Annotated in this window: 18 protein-coding genes; 10 read left to right on the forward strand and 8 right to left on the reverse strand. The window is 74.3% G+C overall.

Translation table 11 applies throughout. The annotated features are described in order from the left end of the window. The first annotated feature begins 84 nt into the window (after nucleotides 1-84). Nucleotides 85-3,027 (forward strand): AfsR/SARP family transcriptional regulator, encoded by a 2,943-nt coding sequence (locus FHX44_RS08680; protein ID WP_170308839.1) that lies wholly within the window; start codon nucleotides 85-87, stop codon nucleotides 3,025-3,027. 68 nt (nucleotides 3,028-3,095) lie between these two features. Continuing rightward, nucleotides 3,096-3,686, forward strand: a complete 591-nt coding sequence (locus FHX44_RS08685) for an RNA polymerase sigma factor (protein WP_170308840.1) — start codon at nucleotides 3,096-3,098, stop codon at nucleotides 3,684-3,686. A 44-nt stretch (nucleotides 3,687-3,730) separates the two neighbouring features. Here the strand turns inward: FHX44_RS08685 and FHX44_RS42700 are convergent, their stop codons facing one another. Then, nucleotides 3,731-4,132: a zinc-binding dehydrogenase gene (locus FHX44_RS42700; protein ID WP_147255017.1), complete on the reverse strand. Its 402-nt coding sequence runs from the start codon at nucleotides 4,130-4,132 to the stop codon at nucleotides 3,731-3,733. Between FHX44_RS42700 and FHX44_RS44180 the strand changes: the two genes are divergently transcribed. Then, complete coding sequence (locus FHX44_RS44180; protein WP_425469120.1) at nucleotides 4,064-4,345, forward strand: MmyB family transcriptional regulator; 282 nt, start codon at nucleotides 4,064-4,066, stop codon at nucleotides 4,343-4,345. The two genes, FHX44_RS42700 and FHX44_RS44180, sit on opposite strands and share 69 nt — an antisense overlap. Nucleotides 4,346-4,819: 474 nt before the next feature. After that, entirely contained in the window at nucleotides 4,820-6,973 is a 2,154-nt protein-coding gene (locus FHX44_RS08700; protein ID WP_170309283.1) for an ATP-binding domain-containing protein, read from the forward strand. Between the two features lie 620 nt (nucleotides 6,974-7,593). Here the strand turns inward: FHX44_RS08700 and FHX44_RS08705 are convergent. Next, nucleotides 7,594-8,412, reverse strand: a complete 819-nt coding sequence (locus FHX44_RS08705; protein WP_147255020.1) for an LLM class flavin-dependent oxidoreductase — start codon at nucleotides 8,410-8,412, stop codon at nucleotides 7,594-7,596. 77 nt (nucleotides 8,413-8,489) lie between these two features. On the opposite strand from FHX44_RS08705, the gene FHX44_RS08710 reads away from it, so the two are divergent. From FHX44_RS08710 to FHX44_RS08725, 4 genes are all read left to right on the forward strand, one after another. Continuing rightward, nucleotides 8,490-8,951: a MarR family winged helix-turn-helix transcriptional regulator gene (locus FHX44_RS08710; RefSeq protein ID WP_246170270.1), complete on the forward strand. Its 462-nt coding sequence runs from the start codon at nucleotides 8,490-8,492 to the stop codon at nucleotides 8,949-8,951. A gap of 97 nt (nucleotides 8,952-9,048) precedes the next feature. Beyond that, a complete protein-coding gene (locus tag FHX44_RS08715) occupies nucleotides 9,049-9,810 on the forward strand; it encodes a 3-hydroxybutyrate dehydrogenase (RefSeq protein ID WP_212612386.1) in 762 nt (253 codons plus the stop codon). Between the two features lie 89 nt (nucleotides 9,811-9,899). After that, a complete protein-coding gene (locus FHX44_RS08720) occupies nucleotides 9,900-11,180 on the forward strand; it encodes an MFS transporter (protein ID WP_147261011.1) in 1,281 nt (426 codons plus the stop codon). Between the two features lie 16 nt (nucleotides 11,181-11,196). Then, on the forward strand, nucleotides 11,197-13,041 hold the full coding sequence (locus FHX44_RS08725; RefSeq protein WP_246170271.1) for a helix-turn-helix domain-containing protein: 1,845 nt from the start codon (nucleotides 11,197-11,199) through the stop codon (nucleotides 13,039-13,041). Nucleotides 13,042-13,057: 16 nt separating this feature from the next. Here the strand turns inward: FHX44_RS08725 and FHX44_RS08730 are convergent, their stop codons facing one another. After that, complete coding sequence (locus FHX44_RS08730; RefSeq protein ID WP_147255022.1) at nucleotides 13,058-14,455, reverse strand: FAD-binding oxidoreductase; 1,398 nt, start codon at nucleotides 14,453-14,455, stop codon at nucleotides 13,058-13,060. 141 nt (nucleotides 14,456-14,596) lie between these two features. On the opposite strand from FHX44_RS08730, the gene FHX44_RS08735 reads away from it, so the two are divergent. Then, nucleotides 14,597-17,395 (forward strand): AfsR/SARP family transcriptional regulator, encoded by a 2,799-nt coding sequence (locus FHX44_RS08735; RefSeq protein ID WP_212612387.1) that lies wholly within the window; start codon nucleotides 14,597-14,599, stop codon nucleotides 17,393-17,395. A 250-nt stretch (nucleotides 17,396-17,645) separates the two neighbouring features. On the opposite strand, the gene FHX44_RS08740 is transcribed toward FHX44_RS08735, so the two are convergent. Both FHX44_RS08740 and FHX44_RS08745 read right to left on the reverse strand, forming a co-directional pair. Further along, a complete protein-coding gene (locus FHX44_RS08740) occupies nucleotides 17,646-18,092 on the reverse strand; it encodes a nitroreductase family deazaflavin-dependent oxidoreductase (protein WP_147255023.1) in 447 nt (148 codons plus the stop codon). Nucleotides 18,093-18,183: 91 nt separating this feature from the next. Beyond that, nucleotides 18,184-18,789 carry a DedA family protein gene (locus tag FHX44_RS08745; protein WP_147255024.1) on the reverse strand — a complete coding sequence of 202 codons (606 nt, stop codon included), beginning with the start codon at nucleotides 18,787-18,789 and terminating at the stop codon, nucleotides 18,184-18,186. 186 nt (nucleotides 18,790-18,975) lie between these two features. Between FHX44_RS08745 and FHX44_RS08750 the strand changes: the two genes are divergently transcribed. Then, entirely contained in the window at nucleotides 18,976-19,785 is an 810-nt protein-coding gene (locus tag FHX44_RS08750) for a serine protease (RefSeq protein WP_246170272.1), read from the forward strand. An 18-nt stretch (nucleotides 19,786-19,803) separates the two neighbouring features. Here the strand turns inward: FHX44_RS08750 and FHX44_RS08755 are convergent, their stop codons facing one another. From FHX44_RS08755 to FHX44_RS08765, 3 genes are read right to left on the reverse strand one after another with little or no spacing between them, the layout of a single operon-like run. After that, nucleotides 19,804-20,604 carry an NAD(P)H-binding protein gene (locus FHX44_RS08755; protein ID WP_147255025.1) on the reverse strand — a complete coding sequence of 267 codons (801 nt, stop codon included), beginning with the start codon at nucleotides 20,602-20,604 and terminating at the stop codon, nucleotides 19,804-19,806. 48 nt (nucleotides 20,605-20,652) lie between these two features. Then, on the reverse strand, nucleotides 20,653-22,242 hold the full coding sequence (mdlC, locus tag FHX44_RS08760; protein WP_147255026.1) for a benzoylformate decarboxylase: 1,590 nt from the start codon (nucleotides 22,240-22,242) through the stop codon (nucleotides 20,653-20,655). Next, complete coding sequence (locus tag FHX44_RS08765; protein WP_147261015.1) at nucleotides 22,239-23,462, reverse strand: MFS transporter; 1,224 nt, start codon at nucleotides 23,460-23,462, stop codon at nucleotides 22,239-22,241. The genes mdlC and FHX44_RS08765 overlap by 4 nt, the downstream gene beginning before the upstream one ends. Nucleotides 23,463-23,477 lie beyond the last annotated feature (15 nt).

Here is a 23,477-nt window from a genome sequence, read left to right on the forward strand (position 1 = left end):
GCTGAGCCCGAGAGCTGCACGTCATTGACGTGGGCTCGCGGAGGCGGCAACGCTTCATCGCAGAATCCCGACTCCTCAGAAGGGGTGGCGACAGCGGTGATGCACGGCGCGAGCACGCGGGACCGGGATGTCGTGCTGCACGTGCTCGGTGATTTCGCCGCCACCGTCGATGACCGGCCGGTCGCTCTGGGTGGCCCTCGGCAGAAGGCGGTGCTCGCGCGCATCCTGGCGGGGTCGGACGAGACCGTATCGGCCGAACAGGTCGTGGACGACGTCTGGGGCGAGCGGTCCGTCGACTCGACCGTGGCGTCCGTGCACGCCTACGTCTCACGGCTGCGGCGGCTGCTGGGCGGCGATGCGATCCCGCGGCGGGCCGGGCGGTACCTGATCGACCGGGAGGTCGTCACCGTCGATGCCGACCTGTTCGTCGACGACGTGTCCCGCGGCAGGGAGGCCCTCGCCCGTGGCGCGGACGACGCGGCGGCGGCCATCCTCGACGCGGCGCTCGGCCGGTGGCGGGGCCCGGACGCGTTCGGGGCGATGCGCGAGGCGCACTTCCTGGCACCACTCGCGGCGAAGTGGGAGCAGCTGTACGTGCTGGCCGCCGAGGCGCTGGCCGACGCGCACGCCCGCTGCGGGCGGGCAGGCGACGACGTCGCGCTCCTGCACGAGCTGGCCGAGCGGGACCCGCTGCGGGAGTCCGTGGCCGTCCGTCTCGTCAGGGCCCTGTACGCGGCGGGCAGGCAGGCCGATGCCCTCGCCGCGTTCGAGCGGTGCCGGCACGCGCTCGCCGAGCAGCTCGGCGTCGATCCGACCCCCGAGCTGCGCCGGGTGCACGCGGCCGTGCTGGCCCAGGAGCCGCTCCCCGCGGCCGTCTCCTCGGCGCTGCCGACCAACCTCCCGCCGCGGAACCGCTCGTTCGTGGGGCGGGAGGACGTGCTCGCCGAGGTCTCCGGCGTCCTGGACGACGACGTCCGCCGGCCCCGGGCCGTGGCACTGGTCGGCCTCGCGGGCGTCGGGAAGACGGAGCTGGCCCTCGAACTCGCCCACCGCAGGCGCCGGACCGGCAGGGTCGCCTGGTGGGTCGCGGCCGAGGATCCCGCCGGCACCGCCACCGGGCTGGCCGATCTCGCGGCCGCGCTCGGCATCGTCGCCTTCGAGCGGGGGGAGGACACCCACGCGGCCCTCTGGACCGAGCTCGACCGGGCGCCCGGCTGGGTGCTGGTGTTCGACAACGCCGACGACCCCGCCCTGCTGGAGCCGTTCCTGCCCGCCGCCCGGCACGGCGACGTCGTGATCACCTCGCGCAACCCGGCGTGGCGACGGCTCGCCCGGCCGGTCACCGTCTCGTCGCTGCGAAGGACGGAGTCGGTCCGCTACGTGGTGGGGCGTACCGGCGACGCCGCCGCCGAGGCCGACACGCTCGCCGAGCAGGTCGGGGACCTGCCGCTCGCGTTGGAACAGGCCTGCGCCTACATCGAGCAGACGGGGATGTCCGTCCCGGACTACGTGGAGCTGTTCCGCGAGCGGCGGGCGAGCCTGCTGCTGCGCGACCCGCTCGACTCGCGACCGACCGTCGCCACGACGTGGGGGCTCGCGTTCGACCGGCTGTACCAGCGCTCGCCGCGTGCGGCCGGGCTCCTGGAGGCGATCGCGTTCCTCGCCCCGGACGCGATCACCGTCGCCACGCTGCGCCGCCTCGGTCATCCCGAGATGTTCGCCGACGAGCTCGACCTGCAGGACGCGCTCGCGGAGCTGCTGCGGCTGTCGCTCGTCGACCGCGACTCGGGGTTCGTCCGGGTGCACCGGCTGGTGCAGGACGTCGTCAGGGCCCGGCTGCCGGTCGGGGTTCGGCGGCGCCGGCTCGTCGAGGCCGTGCGGGCCTGTACGGGCGACGGGGCCGACACCGAGGACGCCGGCGCGCACCTGCTGACCGTCGCCGCGCACGCCGAGGCGCTCGGCACCGTGCCCGACGGGTTGGTGGAGGCGCTGGCCGAGCTGGCGGGCCGGCAGGCGGCGCGTGCGCTCTACCCGGCGGCGCAGCGCGTCCTGGAGACGGCGTTGCGCCTGCAGCACGAGATCGACGACGCCGTGCTGCACGGCACGCTCGTGTGCCGGCTCGGCGAGGTGCTCGACGCCGCCGGGTACCTCGCGCCCGCCCTCGACCTGCACCGGCGCGCGGTGCGGATCCTCGACTCGACCCTCGATCCGGACGACGTCGTGCTCGCCCACGCCTACAACCGCCTCGGCCACGTCCTCAACTGCGCCGACGACGCCGTCGCCGCCATCGACGCCCACGAGCGCGCGCTGCTGGCCCTGCAGAAGGCCGGGAGGGACGACCTCGTGCCGCCGGTGCTGGTCGACCTCGGTTACACGCTGTGGGCCGCGGGGCGACTGGGTCCCGCCGGCGAGGCGCTACGGGCGGGACGCGAACTGCTGGAGGGTCATGGACGGCGCGACGACCGTGACTGGGCGCACGCCACCGCCGGTCTCGGCATCGTCGCGCAGGACGGCGGCAACCTCGAAGAGGCGGTGTCGCTCCAGCGCACCGCCCTGGATGTGTTCACGCGCGTCTGCGGCCCCGAGCACCCCGACACCGCCCAGACTCTGGACAAGCTCGGCTACGCGCTGCGGCTCTCGGGCCGCGCCGACGAGGCCGTCGAGGTGCACCTGCGCGCGGTGCGGCTGCTGGAGCGCGTGCTCGGCGCCGACGACTCGCGCGTGGCGATGACTCTCACGAACCTCGGCCTCGCCTACGCCGACGCGGGCCGGACCGGCGAGGCGATCGAGGCCCAGGCACGGGCACGGCGGATCTTCCACGCCGCGCTCGGCCCCGCGCACGCGAGCACGCTGCTGGCCGACAGACGGCTCGCCGTCGCACTCGCCGCCAGCGGGAACCAGGTCAGGGCCCGCACGCTGATGAACGCCGTCCTCGAGGTGGCGGAGCAGCGCCTGGAGGACAACCCGGCCGAGCAGGCCCGGATCGCCGCCGACGCCGCGCGCGTGTTCGGATCGGACACGGTCTAGGCCATTGCAAGTCCGCTGCAAGCGCGACGCGTGACTGTATGCCTCCTGCTCGTTCTGGGGAGGCAACAATGGTCAGCCCCGATCCGGTCACCACCGCGGCACCGAGCACCGGCCAGCTCGTCAGAGATGCGTGCGACCGGCGCCCCGGAGCGTGGTCCGAACTGGCTTCGCGGTACGAGGGCCTCGTACGGGCCGTCGTCGGCTCCTACCGGCTCCAGGAGGCCGACTTCGCCGACGCGGTGCAGAACACGTGGCTGCGGGCCCTCGAGCGGCTCCACACCGTGCGCGACCCCGACAGCCTCGGCGGGTGGCTGACCACGGTCGCGCGGCGCGAGTGCCTCGCGCTACTGGCCCGGTCCCGCAGGGAGGCGCCGACGGGGGTCGCGGAGGACCAGCTCGTCGTGGAGGAGCCCGGGCCGTTGGCGATGGTGCTGGCGGAAGAGGCCCGGCGCGCGGTCGCCCACGCGGTGACCGAGCTGCCGGTGAAGCCGCGCGCGCTGGTCAGCGCGCTGTTCTCGACCCCGGAACCCAACTACGCCGAGGTGTCCCGGCAGATGGGGCTGCCGATCGGGAGCATCGGGCCCACCCGGCAGCGGGCCCTGCGGACGCTGCGGTGCGGGCTCGCCCGAGCGGGCCAGGATCTCTGCGCGAGCAGCTGACGTCCACCGCTGCGGAGCGTGCTGCCGCGCTGGCGGTTCAGCGTTCAGCCCACCCTGACGACGACCTTGCCGAACACCCCTCGGTCGAGGTGCGCGAGTGCCGACGGGAGGTCCTCCAGCGCGTACTCCGCGTCGACGACCGGGCTGATGCCCGTCGTCTCGACGGCCCGGACGAGCTGCTCGAGCGCGCTCCGCGGACCCACCTGGATGCCGTCGAGCGTGAGCTTCTTGCGCGCGAACTGAGCGATCTGGCCCGCCAGCTCGAACCCGTCGAGGACGCCGATCAGCGAGATGCGACCGCCGACCGCCGCGGCCTCGATCGAGCGGGCCAGGTGCGCGCCCCCGTGGCGAGCCACGCCTTCGGCACGAGGCACCTGGTGCACCCCGAGGTCGGCGCGCTCACGCTCGAGCTGGAGACCCTCGACCTCGCCGACGGCACGGGCCACCGCCTCGTGACCTACGGCGCGGAGCCCGGCAGCCCGAGCGACGCGGCGCTGCAACTCCTGCGCATGACGGCCTCAGCGAGCCCGGAACCAGGTGTTCGCGGCCGGGCGGAACATCAGCACGAGCGCGGAGAACACGGCGACGAGGTGCGCGATGCGCAGGGTCGCCGCGACGAGCGCGGGCGCCTCGGCCGTCACGAGGAACAGGCCGGGTGAGCCGCCCGCCATCAGCCAGGAGATCGGCTCGATCACGAGGGACAGGGTGCCGAACCCGCCGAGCAGCACCGCCACCGTCCACCGGACGGCGTCGCGCCCGGTGCGCAGTGCGAGCACCAGCACGGTGAGCACGGCGTAGATCCCGAAGCGCCCGGCGAGCTGGGTGAGGGTGGGTGGCTCGGGGAGCAGCAGGTGGACGAGCGCTTCCACGGCTCCGGCTCCGATGGCGGCGAGCCAGAGCACGACGGACATCTGAACGGCGGCGGGTGCGGTGCGTGCGGCGACGGTGGCCATGCTGCGAGTGTTCGCCGCTGCGGAGCCGGAAACCGCCCGGCACACCCCCGACCCGGGACGGGGGAAATCCCCACCCCCGACCCGGAATTCTCTGGTAGAAAAGAAGATTGCGATTACCACTGATCAATGGGATCGCATTTCTGTAGCTATTCTACCAGAGGAGCTCCGGAATTGTCGAGCGTGGATGAGGACCGCCGCCACATCGCACTTCTGTACGACCGTTTCGACGCCGAACGAGCCGCTGCGGAGCGCGAACTGCTGACGGCCCAGCGGGCCTCGGGCAGCTCGCCGGGCGAGCGCGCCCTGCGGGAGACGGCGGTACGCGTGCAGACCGCACGGCTCGGCCGGCTGCGCGCAGGCGGTGACGGCCTGTGCTTCGGCCGCACCGACGCCGTCGACGGCACCCGGACGTTCGTGGGCCGCCTCGGGCTGCTCGACGACGACCTGGAGCCGTTGCTCATCGACTGGCGCGCGCCCGCGGCCCGCCCGTTCTACACGGCCACGGCAGCACACCCCGAGGGCCTCGTGCGCAGGCGCCACTTCCGCACCCGCGGCCGCGCCGTGCTCGACGCGCACGACGACGTGTTCGTCCACGGCGGCGACGACGGTTCGGCGGGCTCGGACGCCGCTCTGCTGGCCGCGCTCGACGCGCCGCGCACCGGGGCGATGCGCGACATCGTCGCCACGATCCAGGCCGAGCAGGACGAGATCATCCGGCTGGAGCACACCGGGATCACCGTGATCGAGGGCGGCCCGGGAACCGGGAAGACGGCGGTGGCGCTGCACCGCGTGGCCTACCTGCTCTACACGCACCCGCAGCTGGCCCGCCGCGGCGTGCTGGTGCTCGGCCCGCACCCGCGGTTCCTGCAGTACATCTCCGCCGTGCTGCCCTCGCTCGGGGAGACCGACGTCGTGTTCGCGACGCCCGGCGACCTGCTGCCCGGACTCACCACCGACGTGGAGGACGCCCCGGACGCCGCGCGCGTGAAGGGGTCGCTCGCGATGGTCGAGGTGATCGCAGCGGCCGTGGCCCGCCGCGAGGAGGTGCCCGGAGAGCCGATCCCGATCGAGCTGGACGACGTCACGGTCGAGATCACCGCCGAGATCGCGACCGCCGCGCGCGAGCGTGCCCGCGCCCGCGGGCTGCGCCACAACGAGGCGCGGCCGGTCTTCGCGACGGCGGTGCTCGACGCGCTCGCCGAGCAGGCCGTCGACCGGATCGGCGCGGGCTGGCTCGCTCCGCGCGAGGCACCCGAGCTCGCCGCCGACCTGCGGACCGATGCACGAGCCGAGCTGCGCGAGAACCGGCAGCTGCACGCGGCCCTCGACGCGCTGTGGCCCGAGCTCACCCCGCAGACGCTGCTCGCGGACCTGTTCAGCTCGCCGGAACGGCTCGACAGCGCGGCGGCCGCGCTCGCGCCTGCCGACCGCGCGGCGCTCGCCCGCGAGGACGGCGCGGCCTGGACGGTGTCGGACGTGCCGCTGCTCGACGAGGCCGCCGAGCTGCTGGGTCCCCCGGCCACCGTCAGGGCCGGTGCGAAACGGGCGGCGCGCCGCGCGGCCGAGGGCCTCGGCTACGCCGCGGACGTCCTGCGGTTGCTCGACGTCGAACCGGCGGACGACGACGAGATCCGCGCCGTCGACCTGGTGGACGCGGACCTGCTCGCCGAACGCCATGAGGAGCTCGACCACCGCACGATCGCCGAGCGGGCGGCGGCCGACCGGGAGTGGGTGTACGGGCACGTGGTGGTCGACGAGGCGCAGGAGCTGTCCGACATGGACTGGCGCGTGCTGCTGCGCCGCTGCCCCACCCGCTCGTTCACCGTGGTCGGGGACCTCGCCCAGCGCCGCTCGGTGGCCGGGGCGCGCTCATGGGCCGCCGCGCTCGAGCGCTACGCGCCGGGACGCTGGACCCACCGCGTGCTGACGGTCGGCTACCGCACCCCCGCGGAGATCATGGCGGTGGCGACCGACGTCCTGGCGGCGCACAACCCGGGCTGCACCACGCCCGAGGCCGCGCGCAGCACCGGCGTACGCCCGTGGGCGCAGCGCGTGCGGCCGGACGAACTGGTGGAGGCGGTGCGGGACGAGGTGGGCGGCCCCGGCTCGGTCGCGGTGATCGCCCCGGAGCCGTTCCCCGAGGTGCCGGGCGCCACCGTGCTCACGCCGCGGGAGGCAAAGGGCCTCGAGTTCGACGCCGTCCTCCTCGTGGAGCCGCAGCGGATGCACCCGGCGGACCTCTACGTCGCGCTCACCCGGGCCACCCAGCGGCTCGGCGTGCTGCACACCGAGCCGCTGCCGGCCGGTCTGCACCGGCTGGCGGTCCGGGTGTAGATCGTCGTCTCCGCCCGTGCTCGCCGCGGCCCACCCCTGCGCGGGCAGCCCTCGTGCCGGGCCGCCGCGCCCTTGGAGAACCTCCGGCGGGCAGTACAACTGAGCTGCCGGATTCCGTGATCATGGTGTTCGGCACGTCCGGCGCGGCCCGCGCATGATCCGCGGTATCGGTTGCCCATTGCTGTTGCGACAGCCATGGGCAACCGCTACGCGGGAGCTTGCCGGTCATGATCCGCGGTTGCGGTTGCTCATGGTTGCGGAGACAGCGAGGAATGTGGGCCGTGTGGTGTGCCGCGCCCCGCGGGCTGTTGATCCACCTGAGCAGCACACCCCGGTCGCCGCGGCAGCAGCGGCGTGCTGCTCACGCCGCTCAGACCCGGTTGATCGCCGCGGACAGCACGTCAGCGCGGACGCGGCAGCAATGAGGTACTGCTCGCGGCGATCATGACGGCGATACGGGCACCGCACGGTCCCGCACGATTGGCCAACAGCCCGCGTGTGCGACTCGTGCCACGCTCCGGCCGATCACGCCCCGGGCTCCTGGGAATGGCCGGTGGCGGGGACGGTGATCCCGAGGCCGCCGATTCAAGGCTCGGACACAACGGGCTGCAGCTGGAGTACTAACTCCCGGCGAGCCGCTCCACGACCGGCGCGAACTGCTCGAGGAACGAGCCGTTGACGCTGACGTAGGACACGCCGTACGCGTCGCGGCGCCGCTGCAGCTCGTCGGCCATCTCGGCCGGGGTGCCGCGCAGGAGGGTCTGCGAGTCGTGGGCGACGAGGGTGGCGTGGTCGGCACCGATGAAGTGCTGGGTCCACGGCGGGATCTCGTCGCCAACGACGAACAGGTTCATGGCGATCTGGATGTCACGCTCGCCCGCGGCGTCGCGCAGCTGGGCCACCATCCCCGCGTGGTGGTCGCGACCCGAGAGCGGGGGTGCGGCCAGCGTGACGATGTCGGCGGTGCGGGCGGCGAGCGCGAGCGCCTTCGGGCCTCCGGCGGCCACCAGCACGGGAGTGTGCCGGTCGCCGTCGAGCTCGCGCAGGTGCTCGATCGACTCGGACACCTCCCGCAGCCGCTCCCCCGCCGACCCCCACGGCCGGCCGAGCGCCTCGGCGAACCGCTGCGCCTCCGGCCGCCCGGTGCCGATGCCGAAGTCGAAGCGGCCCTCGGTGAGCAGCGAGAGCGAGTGTCCCTCCCACGCGGCGGCGCGCGGCGGCCGCAGTGGGCTGGCCAGCACGAACGTGCCGACGCGCAGCGTCGTGGTCGCGCATGCGGCCACGGCGAGCGACGAGAACGGGGACAGCAGCTGCAGGCCGTCGGGCATCAGGAGGGTGGAGTAGCCGAGCTCCTCCACCCGCTTCGCCGTGGCGGCCCACTGCTCGCCACCACCCTGCGGGGTCACCACCACCCCGAAGCGGAACTTGTGTTCGGACATTCCCCCCACCTCCAGAACCGTTACATGTTTGAACGATTATTTGGAGAGTACCGTTCAGACGCTGTACGGTCCACCCCGTGGCACTGGAGAACCCCCCGGGGTCGGCCTTCCTCCTCGCCGCGGTCGGTGCGCACGCGGCCGCGCGCTTCGCCGAGCGCGTCGCCGACCTCGATCTCACGCCCCCGCAGGTCGGCCTGCTCGGGCTCGTCGCAGCGTCGCCCGGACAGAGCCAGCAGGCCGTGGCCCAGGTACTGGGCATGCCGCCCAGCCGGCTCGTCGGCCTGGTCGACGCGCTCGCCGACCGCGGGCTCGTCGAGCGCAGGCGCAACCGGGCCGACCGGCGGCTGCACGCGCTGCACGTCACCGACGAGGGGACGGCGATGCTGGCCCGGATCTCGAAGATCGGCCGCGAGCACAACGACGCGCTCTGCCGCAGCCTCGACGCGCGCGAACGCGAGACGCTGCGCGATCTGCTCTCCCGGATCGCCGCGGACCAGGGGCTGCGCCCCGGGATCCACCCCGGCTTCCGCAGCGTGTGAATCCCGCCTTCGATGTGTGCCGCCCACACACATAGCCCGGATGTGTGGGCCCTCGACAGAGGGCGGAACGGGCTCGGCCACCGTACCGTCTGGCGACATGACCTCCGTCACGTCACCACCGCTGGCCGGGCGCCGCGCGCTGGTCACGGGGGCGGCCTCGGGCATCGGGGCCGCGCTCGCGCGGCGGCTCGCCGCCGACGGGGCCCAGGTGGTGGCCGTCGACCGCGACGAGGCCGGCCTGGCCACGCTCGCCGGGGAGGCGGGAGTAGAAGCGGTGCCCTGCGACCTGTCCGACCTCGCGGCCGTCGACGCGCTGCCGGCAGCGGTCGACGTCCTGGTCAACAACGCAGGCCTGCAGCACGTCGCCCCGATCCCCGAGTTCGACCCCGACCGCTTCTCGCTGCTCCTGCGCGTGATGCTGGAGGCGCCGTTCCGGCTGGCCCGCCGGGCGCTGCCGCACATGTACGGCCGCGGCTGGGGCCGGGTCATCAACATCTCGAGCGTGCACGGGCTGCGGGCGAGCCCGTTCAAGTCCGCCTACGTCAGCGCGAAGCACGGGCTCGAAGGCCTGTCCAAGGTCATCGCGCTCGAAGGCGCCGAGCACGGCGTCACGAGCAACTGCCTGGACCCCGCGTACGTGCGCACACCGCTGGTCGAGCGGCAGATCTCCGACCAGGCCCGCACCCACGGCATCGACCCCGGCGAGGTCGTGGAACAGATCATGCTCGCGCCGGCCGCCGTGAAGCGCCTCGTCGAGCCGGACGAGGTGGCCGAGCTGGCCGCCGTGCTCTACGGACCGGCCTCGGCGTCGATCACGGGGGCGTCGTTCTCGATGGACGGCGGCTGGACCGCCCACTGACCGAACACTGGAGGAACGGAGACATCGTGGTCACCGACAAGTCCGGCGGGACATCCCGCACCAACATCATCAAGGTCGTCGCGGCCAGCATGGCCGGCACGACCGTGGAGTGGTACGACTTCTTCCTCTACGGCGTCGCCGCGGCGCTGGTGTTCAACGAGGTGTTCTTCCCGGCGCTCGGCCCGGCCGCCGGCACCGTCGCCTCGTTCGCCACGTTCGCGATCGGGTTCGTCGCCCGGCCGCTCGGCGGGCTGGTCTTCGGCCACTACGGCGACAAGCTGGGCCGCAAGACCCTGCTCGTCATCAGCCTGTTGATGATGGGGATCGCGACGTTCCTCATCGGCGTGCTGCCGGGCGCGGCGACGATCGGCGTGGCCGCCCCGATCCTGCTCATCGTCCTGCGGCTCGTGCAGGGGTTCGCCATCGGCGGCGAGTGGGGCGGTGCGGTCCTGATCGTCTCCGAGCACGGCGACCCGGCCCGGCGCGGCTACTGGGCGAGCTGGCCCCAGGCGGGGGTGCCGTTCGGGCAGCTGCTCGCCAACGGGCTGCTGTTCCTGCTGGCCGCCGTCCAGGACGAGGCGGCGTTCCTCGCGTGGGGCTGGCGGATCCCGTTCCTGCTCTCCGCGGTGCTCGTGCTGATCGGGCTGTACATCCGGCTGTCGGTCGAGGAGTCTCCGATCTTCAAGGAGGCCCAGGCCAAGGCCGCGCAGGCGGCCGCCGCCGGGGAGAAGCAGGTCGTCCCGATCGTCGACGTGTTCCGCCGCTACCCCCGCGAGGTCTTCACCGCGATGGGCGCCCGGTTCGCCGAGAACGTCTCGTACTACATCTTCACGATCGTCATCACCTCCTACATGACGCAGCGGCTGGACGTGTCCAGCTCGTTCGTCCTCGGCGCGGTGATGATCGGCGCCTTCGTGCACCTGGTGACGATCCCCGTGTGGGGTGCGCTGTCGGACCGCTACGGCCGCAAGCCGATCTACCTGCTGGGCGCGGCCGGCGTGGGCGTGTGGGCGTTCGTGTTCATCGCGCTGATCGACACCGCCAACTTCGCCCTCACCACGCTCGCCGTGATCGGCGGCCTGGTGTTCCACGGCGCGATGTACGGCCCGCAGGCGGCGTTCCTGTCCGAGCTGTTCGGCACGAAGGTGCGCTACTCCGGCACCTCCGTCGGGTACCAGCTCGCGTCCGTCTTCGCGGGTGGTCTGGCCCCGATCGTCGCGGTGGCCCTCTACACCTCGTTCGACAGCGGGTACGCGGTCGCGGTCTACGTCGCGCTGAGCGCGCTGCTGACGCTGGTCGCCGTGGCCTCCTACGGCGAGACGCGCCAGCGCGACCTCGCCCAGGACCACGCGATCGCCCCGACCCGCTGAGGAGGAGCTCGCGGACGTGGGCGGTGGCATCATCACCGCCGTGTCGCGCACGGCGCTGGAGCTGCTGCGCCTGCTCGCTCAAGACGCTCCCGCCGAGCGGATCGAGGAGCAGGCGCGGGTGCTCGCGGCGGCCGACCCGGAGTCCGGGGCGGTCGCGCGGGAGCTCGCCCTGCGGGTCCGGGCGGGGATCGACGCGCACCGGCGCCGCGAGGCGGAGCTGTCGGCGCTCGTCGACATCGCCCGTGACCTCGCGTCCCTCCCCGACCCGGGCGGCGTGCTCGACACGATCGTGCGCCGGGCCCGCAGCCTGCTCGGGGCGGACTGCGCGTACCTGACCCTCGCCGACCCGGAACGCGGCGACACGTTCATGCGCGCGACGGACGGGTCGATCTCCGCCCGGTTCCAGACGCTCCGGCTGCCGCTGGGTGCAGGGCTGGGCGGCCTGGTGGCGCAGACGCGGCGGCCGTACTGGACGGCCGACTACCCGGCCGACACCCGCTACGACCACACCACCGACATCGACGCGGCCGTCGACGAGGAAGGCCTCATCGCGATCTGCGGCACGCCGCTGCTGGTGGATCACGAGTTCGTCGGGGTGCTGTTCGCCGCACACCGGGTACGCAGGCCGTTCGCCAGCACCGAGGTGGCGCTGCTCGGTTCGCTGGCCGCACTCGCCGCCGTCTCGCTCGTGCAGGTGCGCCGCGCGGCGGAGACGGCCGATGCGCTCGCCGCCCTCTCCAGCGCGCACGCCGGCATCGAGCAGGCGGCCGCGGCGCACGACCGGTTCGCCGGTGTCGTGCTCTCCGGCGGCGGGGTCGACGACATCGCCGCCGCCCTCGGCGAGCTGCTCGGCCGCTGGGTGGCGGTGCTGGACGTCGACGACCAGCTGCTGGCCGCCCACGGTGCGGTGCCCGACGACGCTGCCGACCTTCCCGCCGTGCGCCGGGCCGCGGACGCGGGTCGGCTGGTGAGCGCCGACGGCGCCTCGGCGGTGGCCGTGCGGGCGGTCGGCCAGCGTCTGGGCACCCTCGTGCTCGGCGGCCGCGCCGCGCTCCACGACGGGCAGGTCCGCACCGTCGAACGCGCGGCGATGGTGACGGCGCTGGTGCTGCTGTTCCGGCTGCGGGAGGCCGAGGCCGACCAGCGGGTGCGCACCGACCTGCTCGCCGACCTGCTGGCCCGCCCGGCGGGCGAGGTGGACCCCACGCTCGTCGAGCGCGGGAGGCTGCTCGGTCTGCGGCTGCGCATGCCGCACGTCGTGGCGGTGTGCCGGGGTGCGCGCGGCGCGAGCCATGCGCTCGGTCTCGGCCGTGGTCTCGCGGGTACGCACGACGGGTCGGTGGTCGCGGTCGTGCCCGGACGCGACCCGTCCGCGATCGCCACGGACCTGGCCCGCCGCATGGGGCGGGACGTCGTGACGGTGGGCGCGGCGGGCCCGGTCCTTCCCGCCGCGGGGCTGCGCGACGCGCACGCCGACGCCCGGCGCACGGCCGACGCCCTCTCCGCGCTCGGCCTGCCCGCCGGTTCCGCCCGCGACCTCGGCTTCGCCGGGCTCGTCACCGGCGACGCCGCGGACGTCGACGGGTACCTCGAGCGCGTGCTCGGCCCGGTCGCCGCCCACGACGCACGCCGGGGCACGGACCTGCTGGCCACCCTGGACGCCTACTTCGCCGCCGGGGCGAGCCCGACCCGTGCCGCCGGCGCGCTCCACGTCCACGTGAACACGGTGGCCCAGCGCCTGGAACGGGTGGCGGCACTGCTGGGCGAGGACTGGCACGCCCCCGACCGAGCCCTGGAGCTCCAGCTGGCCCTCCGCCTGAGGAGGCTCCGCAGCAACTCCGGGGCGTCAGCACGTCCGTGACGCCGGGTGGGGCGTCTCAGGGGCGGCGGGCCGCCGCGGCGAAGAGGCCGTCCGGGTCGTAGGCGGCCTGGATCTCGTCCAGGCGGGCTGCGCTCTCGCCGAACACCGCGTCGCGGGCGCTGTCCTCGTCGAGGCCCGCGAAGTTGACGTACACGCCGCCGGTGGCGAACTCGCGCAGCGCGCCCCACGACGAGCGGGCCCAGCCGATCGCGGTGTCGTCCAGGGCAGGGTCGGTCCAGCCGGCGTCGATGCTCAGGTTGTAGCGGGCACCGCGGTGCGGGTAGGCGCTCTCGCCTGCGCCGACGCGGTCGATGGCGCCACCGAGGGTGCGGATCACCATCAGCGACTGCGGGGTGGCCCGCCGGGCGTCGCAGGCGATCATCGTGTCGATCGCGTCGTCGGTGAGGTCGCCGACGAAGTGCGACTTGAAGAAGTAGCGCCCGCCCGCCGGGAACGCGGGGTCGAGGGCCTGCTGCATCTCGGCGTACCGCAGCTCGCCGCCGCCCTGCATGAGCGGCGTGCCCAGCTCGGCGAGCGGTGCCAGCACCGGGTCGGCGTCGGCGGGGTCGCCCGCGTAGACGCCCGCGACGATGACGACCGGTGCGCCGTGCAGCTCGGCCGGGATCGCCGGGTCCGGCGGGACGCTCCAGAGCACGAACTCGGGCGAGACCGTGTCCGGCAGCTGCGCGGTGAGGTCGCGCCAGCCGCGGGCCACCGTCCGGGCCTGGTCGTAGGGGTAGAACACCAGCGCCTCGCGCACCACCGGTCCGAGCGGGTGCAGGGCGAACTCGAACGACGTCACCACGCCGAGGCCGCGCCCGCCGCCGCGCGCCGCCCAGAACAGGTCGGGGTGCTCCTCACGGCTCGCGGTGCGCACGACGCCGTCGGCCGTGACGATCTCGATCGAGCGCAGGTTGTCACACGCCAATCCGTACCTGCGCTGCAGCACACCCATCCCGCCGCCGAGCGTGAACCCGGCGATCCCGGTCTGCGAGACCTCGCCGCCCGGCGTCACGAGACCGAACAGCTGGGTGGCCCGGTCGACGTCGGCCCAGGTGGCCCCGGCCTGCGCGCGGACGGTGCGGGCCGCCGGGTCGACGTGGACGGCTCGCATCCCCGACAGGTCGATCACCATGCCGTCGTCGCACACCGCGCTGCCGGCCACCTGGTGCCCGCCACCCCGGACGCTCACGACCGGCCGGTGGCTGCGCGCGACCCGGACGGCCTCGACCACATCCGCGGTGCCGCCGCACCGGGCGATCACCCCAGGCCTGCGGTCGATCAGCCCGTTCCACACCCGGCGCGCCTCGTCGTAGCCGGGGTCGCTGCGATCGACCACCGCGCCGCGCACGGACGTCCGCAGCGCCTCGACCACCGCCCGCTCGTCCGAACCGACCAGTTCGCTCGTCGTCATGCCGCCTCCTCGAATCGCGGGCCGCGTGCCGGCCCTCGAGCGAGCAGGGTGGACGGGAGGGCTGGCACGGTCCTTGCAGGGCGCTGGCACGGGTCCACCGCCCAGCGCCGGCCCGGCATGCTGGGCGCGGGAGGTCTGGACGTGACGACGGTTCGGGTGGAGCTGCTCGGGCCGCTGCGCCTTGCCGTGGACGGCAGGCCGGTGGAGGTCCCGGGCCCGAAGCGGCGCGCCGTGCTGGCGCTGCTGGCGGCCGCCGAGGGCCGCGTCGTGCACGCCGACGGCCTCCTCGACGCCCTCTGGCCCGAGGAGCCGCCCGAGTCCGGGCGGGCCGCTCTGCAGAGCCACGTCTCCCGGTTGCGCGGGCACCTCGGGCCGGCTGGGTCGCGGTTGGTGTCGACGGGCGGGGGCTACCGGCTGGCGCTGGAGGAGGCGGAACTGGACGTCGCGCAGGCACGGTCGCTGCTGCGGCAGGCCCGGGAAACCACCGCCGCCGCCGTGGACCACCTGCGAGCGGCGAGCGCACTCTGGCGGGGCCCGGTGCTCGCCGAGTTCGCCGACTTCCCCCCGCTGGCGGCCACCGCCATCGCATACGACCAGCTGCGGCGCGACGTGATCGAGCTGCTCGTCGGGTGCTCGATCCGCTCGGGACGGCTCGACGACGTCGTCGACCTCGCGACGGCCATGCTCGCCGAGGACCCGTTGCGTGAGCCGGCCGTCGTGCTGGTGGTGCGGGCGCTGGCGGCCACCGGGGACGCGGCGCGGGCGCTCGCCGTCGCCCGCGAGTACCGCAGCCGGCTCGCCGACGAGACGGGGCTCGACCCGTCGCCCGCCCTCGGTGAGCTCGAACGCGCAGTGGCCGCAGGCGAGCTCGTCGCGCCGGTGCCCGGGAATGCCGCACCGGCGCGGAGCGCGAGGCCCCTCTTCGGTCGCGACGCCCAGCTCGCCGCGCTGGAACGGCTGCTGGGCGACGAGCGGCTGGTCACGATCGTCGGCCCTGGCGGGGTGGGCAAGACGCGGGTGGCGCTGGAGCTGGCCCGCCGCGCGGGCGGCGCCCGCGTCCTGCCGCTGGCACCGGTCACCGACCCGTCCGCCGTGCCGCACGCCCTCGCCGCCGCGCTCGACCTCCAGGTGGTCACCGGCGACGTGCTCGGGGCCTGCGCCGCGGTGCTGGGCACGACGCGCACGCTCCTCGTCGTCGACAACTGCGAGCACCTGCTCGACACGGTGCGCGACACCGTCGAACGGCTGCTCGGCGGCTGCCCCGGCCTCACCGTGCTCGCCACGAGCCGGGAGCCGCTCGGGGTGCCCGGCGAGACACCCTCGCGGCTGGCCCCGCTCCCCCTCCCCGGTCCCGACCACGCCTCCACGGCACAGGTGCCGAGCGTGGCACTCTTCCTGGACCGCGCCGCCCGCTCGCGTCCCGGCTTCTCCCCCGGGGGCGAGGAACTGAAGTTGGTCGCCGACGTCGTGCGCAGGCTCGACGGGATGCCGCTCGCCATCGAGCTGGCCGCCGGGCGACTCGCCGGTCTGGCGCTGCCCGACCTCGCCGCCCGCCTCGACCGCGCGCTCGACCTGCTCGGCGCGCGCACCGGCGACGCGAGGCACCGCACACTGCGCGCGACGGTCGAGTGGTCCTACGACCTGCTGCCCGCGGAGGAACAGCGGCTCTTCCGGCACCTCGCGGTGTTCGTGGACGGCGTGGACCTGCCCACCGCCGAAGCCGTCGCCGCCGACCTCGGGCTCACCGGCGACCCCGCGGCCGCGCTGGCGCACCTCGTCGACGCATCGATGGTCGAGGTGAGCTTCTCCGACCGCCCGCGCTACCGCATGCTCGAGACGCTGCGCGCGTTCGGCGTCGACCGGCTCGCCGCGGCCGGCGAGGCCGCCGCCGCGGACGATCGCCTGCTGCGCTGGGCCGTCGAGCTGATCACGTGGGCCGATGCGACGGCCGCCACCGACCGCGAACCGGATGCCGACGCGGCGCTGCGCCGCGAGCTGCCGAACCTGCGTGCCGCGTGGCGGCTCGCGCGGCGGCGGGCCGCGCTCGACGACGCGGTCACGATGGTGGTCGCGCTGCACGAGCTGTCGGTGTGGCGCGATCTCGTCGAGGTCCGCGGTTGGGCCGACGAGCTGGTCGACGACCCGGCCCTCGTCGCCCACCCCTGCGTCGCCGCCGTGCTCGGGACCGCGGCGCGGGGCGCCTACATCCGCGGCGACCACGCACGGGCCGAACGGCTCGCCCGCGACGGTCTCGCCCGCGCGGCCGATGCGCAGGGCCGCTGGTTCTGCCTCGACGCGCTCGCGAACGCCGCGCTGAGCCGGGGCGCGTTCGCCGAGGTCATCGAGCACAAGCGCGCCGCGGCCGAGCACGCCGCCCGGCCCGACGGCGGCCTCGGGGTCGCTGCGCTCGCGGCGGCCTACGCCGGTGACCTCGCCCAGGCCCGCGAGCTGCACGCCGCCCTCGTCGCCCAAGGCCCGCTGCCCCCGACCGTGCACGCCTTCGGCGACTACGTCGCCGGGGAGATCGAGAACGCCGCAGGCCGCGCGGAACACGCCGAGGTGCACTACCTGGACGCGATCGCAGGCGCCCGCGCATCGGGCGCGACGTTCGTCGTCGGCATCGCGTCGGTCGGGCTGGTCACCGTGCGGGCGGCCGCCGGACGCACGGCGGACGCGCTGCGCGGCTACCGCGGGATCGTCGAGTACTTCGCACAGGCGGGGAACTGGACGCAGCTGTGGGTGACGCTGCGCAACCTCGCCGCGCTGCTGCGTGAGTTGGGGGACGAGGAGCCGGCCGTCCTGCTCGACGCGGCCGCCGACCAGGCCCCGGACGCGCCGCCCGCCGCGAGGCCGTCACGGCTCGTGTCAGGGCCCGCGATCGGTCGCCGCGAGGCACTGGAGGTCGCGCGGGCGGCGCTGCACCGCCACCTCGAGGCTTGACCGGCCGCGGAGCGAGCCGGGGCCGGCGTGGCGACGCGCGCGATCGGGCGCCGGATGGTTCCCGCCGGTCGCTCGGCGGTGACCGTTCGGCGTCGATCTGGCCACGAGCCGATCACCGATCGTGATCGCCCACTCGACGGACGACCGAGATCGACCCGCAACTCGCCCAGGGATCGTGCGTTGAGCCCGATGACCGGGGCCGGCGGAACGGGGAGCCTCCGCCGGCACCGGTTGATCTTCTTCCCCGGGCTCAGCGCAGGCGGAACACCGGGTAGCCCGGGGCGATCGCGAGCAGGGTCTCGTCGGATGCGGTGTGGTCCACGCCCTCGAAGAAGACGCCCACCTCGAACTTCCAGCGCCGCAGGTACGCACGCAGGATCTCGGGCTTGTCGGCGTCGGTCAGCTCGTCGGCGACGAACACCTCGGTCCGCCTGCCGAGCCGCAGTTCCCCCGTCCCGCCCGCGGCCCGCAGGTTGCGCACCCACTGCGTGTGGCCGCGCGGGGCCACGAGGTACCGGGCGCCCTCGTGAGTGAGCAGGTTGACCGGCACGGTCCGCCATTCCCCGCTGCGCCGGCCGCGCACCGCGAGCACCCGGGAGCCGAAGAGGCTCAGCCCGCGCGCGGTGAGCCAGGCGACCAGGGTGTTGAACAGCTCGGCACCGCGGCCGGCCTCGACGTAGCGGCGGGTGGCGCTCATGACGATCTCCTGATCTGTTTTAAGAGCAGTGCTCTTGACAAGGAGCAGCGTTCCAGAGCATGAGCAACAAGTCAAGAGCAGTGCTCTCGCTTCAGGAGGCGACCGGGACGCGGCTGCGCCGCAGCTTCGACACCGCCGCGAACCCCACGGCCGTGGCCAGTGCCATCGCCACGCCGGCGAACAGGCTGAGCAGCGGGTCGCCCCCGGTGACCGGGCCGAGTGCCAGCCCGATCAGCAGCATGTAGGCGCTCCACGCCGCCGAGCTCGCGATCGACCAGGGCAGGAAGCGGCGCACCGGCAGGCCGAAGCGTCCGGCGGCCGCCGTGCTCACCAGCCGCCCGCCGGGCACGAACCGCGCCCCGACCAGCGCGATTCCGGGACGGCGCAGCATGTGCCTGCGCACCCACGCCGCGATCTCGCACTCGGTGTCGACGGTGCGCGCCAGCAGCTTGTGCGAGCAACGGCCGAGCCAGAAGACCACCGCGTCGCCCAGCACCGAACCGGCCAGAGCGGCGATGAAGAGCCCGAACACCATGCCCACGTCGCCGCCGCCGAACGCCGTGGTGGCCGCCGACATCAGGATGGTCTCGCTGGGGAGGACCGGGAACGGCGCGTCGACCGCGATCATCACGACGAGCAGCGGCAGCAGCCAGGAGCTGCGCAGGACCGCGTCGCACACGGTCAGGACGTCCGACAAATGCAGTCCTCTCGGTCGCGCTCGCCCGTGAGCGCGCGACAGCAGGCCGGGGGAGCCCGTCCAGCCTCTCAGACGGCCCCGTGCGCCGGCAGTGCGGTCCCCGTCACCCCGTCGCGCGACACGGACGGCGCAACCCCGGAAGTCGATCTACGCTCGCCGCGTCCGCCGTCCGACGGGGAGTGATCAGTGGTCGTCCGCCGTGTCACCGTGCTCGGAGTCGCCGTGGTGGCGATGGCGCTCGCCGCCGGGCCGGCGCACGCCGCGCCCGCCTCCGGCGCCACGATCACACCCGGGGTGCTGATGATGAGCCCGGTGGACGAGCGCGTCACGAGCTCGTGCACGGCGGCGTTCGTCTTCGCGGGCGACGACGCGACGTACCTCGGGTTCGCGGCGCACTGCGCGGGCGCGAGCGAGTCGATGGGCCTCTCCGGCTGCGAGGAGCCGGCTCTCCCGGTCGGCACCGACGTGACGATCGTCGGCAACGACGGCTCCCGCGCATCCGGCCGCCTCGCCTACACCTCGTGGGGCACGATGCAGCAGCGCGGGGAGACCGACCCCGCGCGGTGCCTCCACAACGACTTCGCTCTCGTCGAGCTGGACCGGGCCGACGTCGCGCGCGTCGACCCCACCGTGCCCGTCTTCGGCGGGCCGACGGGGCTCGACGCCGACGGAACGGTGTTCGGGGAGCCGGTGTTCAGCTACCAGCCGCACACCGGCGCCACGACGATCAAGCAGGGGCGCAGCCTCGGCACGAGCGGCGGCGGGCTCGCCCACCGGGTGGAGACCAGGCCTCCCGGCCGTCCGGGCGACTCCGGCAGCGGCTACGTCGACGGCGACGGCCGCGCCTTCGGCGTGCTCTCCACCCTGTTCACCGACGGCAGCGCCACCAACGGCCTCACCGACCTCGCCCACGCCCTCGACTACGCGAACGCCTACGGCGGGATCGGACACGTGACGCTCGTGCCGGGCCGGGAACCGTTCCGGCTCCGCGACTAGCGGGTCAACCGAGCGGGCTCACCGGAACTCGTCCGCCTTCTTCCGCGCCCACTGCGCGAAGGTGGTGGCAGGCCTCCCGGTGATCTCCTCGACGACGCGGTTGGCCTGCTGCGGGTGCTCGGTGAGGTCCCGCATCCCGTCGACGTACCACTGCGCGAACTCCCCCATCGACGGCTCCAGCACGGCGACGGCCTCGTCGTGGTCCACCTCGACGAACGGGATCTCCCGGCCGATCGCAGCGCCGATGTGCCGCACCATCTCCGCCCGCGTGAGCGTCTCCGGCCCGGTGAGCAGGTACTCCTTGCCGGCGTGCCCGTCCTCGAGCAACGCCGTCGCCGCGACGGCGGCGATGTCCGCGAGATCGATCGGGGCGTTCGCGGCACCCGGGTAGCCGTCGCGGACCTCGCCGGTGGTCCGGATCTGCTCGGCCCACATCAGCATGTTGTCCATGAACTCGCCGGGCGACAGGTGCGTCCAGGCGGCCCCCGACTCCTCGACGGCGGTCGCCACCGACGCCCACCAGGAGTCCTTCGGGCCGGACACGTCGACGATGTGCTGCACGCCCGCCTTGGCGGCAAGCGCGGTGACCTCGCGGACCGTCTCCTCCAGCGGAGCGAGGTACATCTTCTCGACGCCGTCGAACACGCCCTGGAGCGTCTCGACCCGGCCGATGTAGCCGCGCACGACCTCGACCTGCGGCGGCAGAGCCGCCTTCTCCGGCTTGTTCGTCAGCGCCCGCACGTCCGTCGCCCCGACCGCAAGCAGCTCGTCGACGACCAGACGCCCGATGTTCCGCGTCGCCCCCGTCACCAGGATCATGCCGGGGAGGCTAGCGCGTACGCCGTACCGAATACAAGGTACGCAGTTTCAGTCCGCCTCGACCGCCACCTCCAGCACGAGGGGCTGCGACCGCTCGCCCAGGGTGGGAACCACCTCGTCGAGGGCCGCGACGAGCCCGGCGTGGTCGGTGACGCGGCGGGCCGGGCAACCGAGCGACTCGGCGAGCCCGGCCACACTGACCTCCTCGAACCCCGGCCACGGCGGCTTGCCACCACGCTGCTCGGCGAGCCGGTCCATGATCGCGTAGCGGCCGTTGGCGAGCACGACGAACAGCACACCGACGCCGTAGTGCGCCGCGCTCCACAGCGCCTGGATCCCGTAGAGCGACGACCCGTCGCCGACCACCGCGACCACCGGGCGGCCGGGAGCGGCCATCCGCACCCCGATCGCGGCGGGCAGGCCGAAGCCCAGCCCGCCCATCGCGGCGCTGAGGAACCCGAGCGGGCGGCGCGCGGGGAGGAGCCGGTGCAGATCGGGGCGACTGGACGGCGTCTCCTCGACGACGACCGTCTCCGCGGGGACGCGCGCGGCGAGCGCCGCCATCACGTGCGCCGCCCGCAGCGGCTCACCCTCGCCCGGCTCCGCAGGGGCGCAGGCGCGGGAGACGGCGGGCGGCGCGGCCTGCGACCGGTCCGGCACCCGTTCGGCGAGCAGCGCGCAGACCGCGGCCGGGTTCGCGAGCACGGCGAGGTCGGCCGGGCTGTGGTGGGCGTCCTCCGGGTCGTCGGTGACGATCGCGACCGCCGTGCCCGCGACGACGAGCGGCCCCTCCTCGTACGGGTACTGCCGGAACACCGGCGCCCCCACCGCGAGCACGAGGTCGTGACCGGCGAGCGCGTCCCGCAGCCCGGCCCGCCCGGCGGGCAGGTGCCCGGCGAACTGCGGGTGGTCCTGCGGGAACCCGGCGCGCGCCGCGAAGGGCTCCTGCCACACGGGGCAGCGCAGCCGTTCCGCGAGCCGGACGAGCGCGTTCCAGGCGTCGGCGTCGTCGGCGTCCGCCCCCACCACGAGAGCGGGTGACGCCGACCCGGCGACCACGGCGGCGAGCTCGTCGACGACGGTGGGGTCGACGGCGTCTGCCCGGTGCAGCACCGCGGGGGCCGGTACCGGGCCGTCCTCGGCGGGAGCCGACCAGTCGTCGCTCGGCACGATCACCAGCGCCGGTCCCCTGCCGGCACGCGCCTCGTGCCAGGCCCGTGCCACCGCGCCGGGCACGTCCTGCGGCCGCGCCGGTGTGCGCACCCACACCGGGTAGTTGCCGGCCAGCCCCTCCAGCTCACCGGCGAGGAACGGCTGGAGCGCGAGGTGGCGGCGGTCCTGCTGGCCCACCAGCACGACGAGCGGCACGCGGTTCACCCGCGCCGTGGCCAGCGCCCCGACCGCGTTCCCCAGCCCGGCCGTGGTGTGCAGGTTGACCAGGGCGGGCCGGTCCAGCGCGGTCGCCCACCCGGTCGCCATGCCGACCACGGAGCCCTCGTGCAGCGCGAGGACGAACGCGATGTCGTCGGGCAGGTCGGTGAGGAACGCGACCTCGGTCGAACCGGGGTTCGCGAAGATCGTGGTGAGCCGGTGGTGGCGCAGGACGTCGAACGTGGCGTCCCGGACGGTGCGGGTCACGCGGCCCCCTTCGTCGCGCTGACGCCGACCGCGGCGACGGAGACCGCACCGATCGCCGCCACCACCGCGAACACGTAGAAGCCCCACGGGTAGGCGATGCCCGCGGTCAGGAGCGCCCCGCCGATCAGCGGGCCGCTGATCGCGCCGAAGCGCCCCACGCCGCTGGCCGCGCCGATCGCGGTGCCGCGCGCAGCCGCCGGGTAGAGCTGGCTGACGTAGGCGTAGACGAGCACCTGCGCGCTGAACACGAACACGCCCGCCAGCAGCACGCCGATGTACACGCCGATCCCGGGCAGCCGGATGCTCAGCACGGCGAGGAAGAGCGCCGCGGCGGCGAACCAGGCGATCACCGCGGGCCGGACCCCGATCCGGTTTGCCACCTGCCCGGCCACCAGCAGGCCGAGGATCGCGCCGACGTTCAGCACGAGGAGCAGTGCGAGCGCCGCGCCCAGCTCGTACCCGGCCGACCGCATGATCTCGGGCAACCACGTGTTGAGGCCGTAGACCAGCAGCAGGCCCATGAACGACGTCACCCAGAACGCGATGGTGGCGCGCAGGTGCCCGCCGCCGAACAGGATCGCGACCGGGTTGTGCCGCTCGCGCGGCTTCTCCTGCAGGAACGACGCCGACTCGGGCAGGTACCGGAAGATCAACGGGACCAGGACGAGGGCGGGCAGCGCGCCGATCACGAACATCGCCCGCCAGCCGAGGGCCGGGATGACGACGATCCCGAGCAGCGCGGTGATCACGGCACCGACGTGGTAGCCGGTCATCAGCACGGTGGTGGCGCCGCCGCCCTTGCCGACCTTGGCGTACTCGTTGACCAGCGCGATCGCCACCGGCAGCACACCGCCGAGCCCGAGACCTGCGAGGAAGCGCAGCGCGCCGAACGTCCACGGGTCCGGCGCGAGCGCGCAGAGCAGCGTGAGCACCGAGAAGCCGGTGACGGTGATCAGCATGGTGCGGCGGCGCCCGATGATGTCGGTGACGGTGCCGATCGCGATCGCCCCGACCATCACCCCGACGAGCCCCACCGACGAGATCAGCGCCCCGGCGTTCGGCGTGAGCCCCCAGACGCCGTCGCGGAGCATGGGCGACAGCACGACGCCGAGCACCACCAGGTCGAAGCCCTCGAGCGCCACCGACGACCAGGCGAGCGGTGCCACCCAGCCGGCGCGTTCCCGGGTCGCGTCGTTCCCGGTCTCTGTCGGATTCTGCATTGGATCCGCGGCCAT

Source organism: Pseudonocardia hierapolitana (assembly GCF_007994075.1).
Lineage (GTDB): Bacteria > Actinomycetota > Actinomycetes > Mycobacteriales > Pseudonocardiaceae > Pseudonocardia > Pseudonocardia hierapolitana.

Coding starts and splice junctions, on each gene's coding strand:
- FHX44_RS08685 (WP_170308840.1), top strand. CDS start 3,096: ATGGTCAGCCCCGATCCGGTCACCACCGCGGCACCGAGCACCGGCCAG.
- FHX44_RS08705 (WP_147255020.1), bottom strand. CDS start 8,412: ATGTCCGAACACAAGTTCCGCTTCGGGGTGGTGGTGACCCCGCAGGGT.
- FHX44_RS08715 (WP_212612386.1), top strand. CDS start 9,049: ATGACCTCCGTCACGTCACCACCGCTGGCCGGGCGCCGCGCGCTGGTC.
- FHX44_RS08720 (WP_147261011.1), top strand. CDS start 9,900: ATGGCCGGCACGACCGTGGAGTGGTACGACTTCTTCCTCTACGGCGTC.
- FHX44_RS08730 (WP_147255022.1), bottom strand. CDS start 14,455: ATGACGACGAGCGAACTGGTCGGTTCGGACGAGCGGGCGGTGGTCGAG.
- FHX44_RS08740 (WP_147255023.1), bottom strand. CDS start 18,092: ATGAGCGCCACCCGCCGCTACGTCGAGGCCGGCCGCGGTGCCGAGCTG.
- FHX44_RS08755 (WP_147255025.1), bottom strand. CDS start 20,604: ATGATCCTGGTGACGGGGGCGACGCGGAACATCGGGCGTCTGGTCGTC.
- FHX44_RS08765 (WP_147261015.1), bottom strand. CDS start 23,462: ATGCAGAATCCGACAGAGACCGGGAACGACGCGACCCGGGAACGCGCC.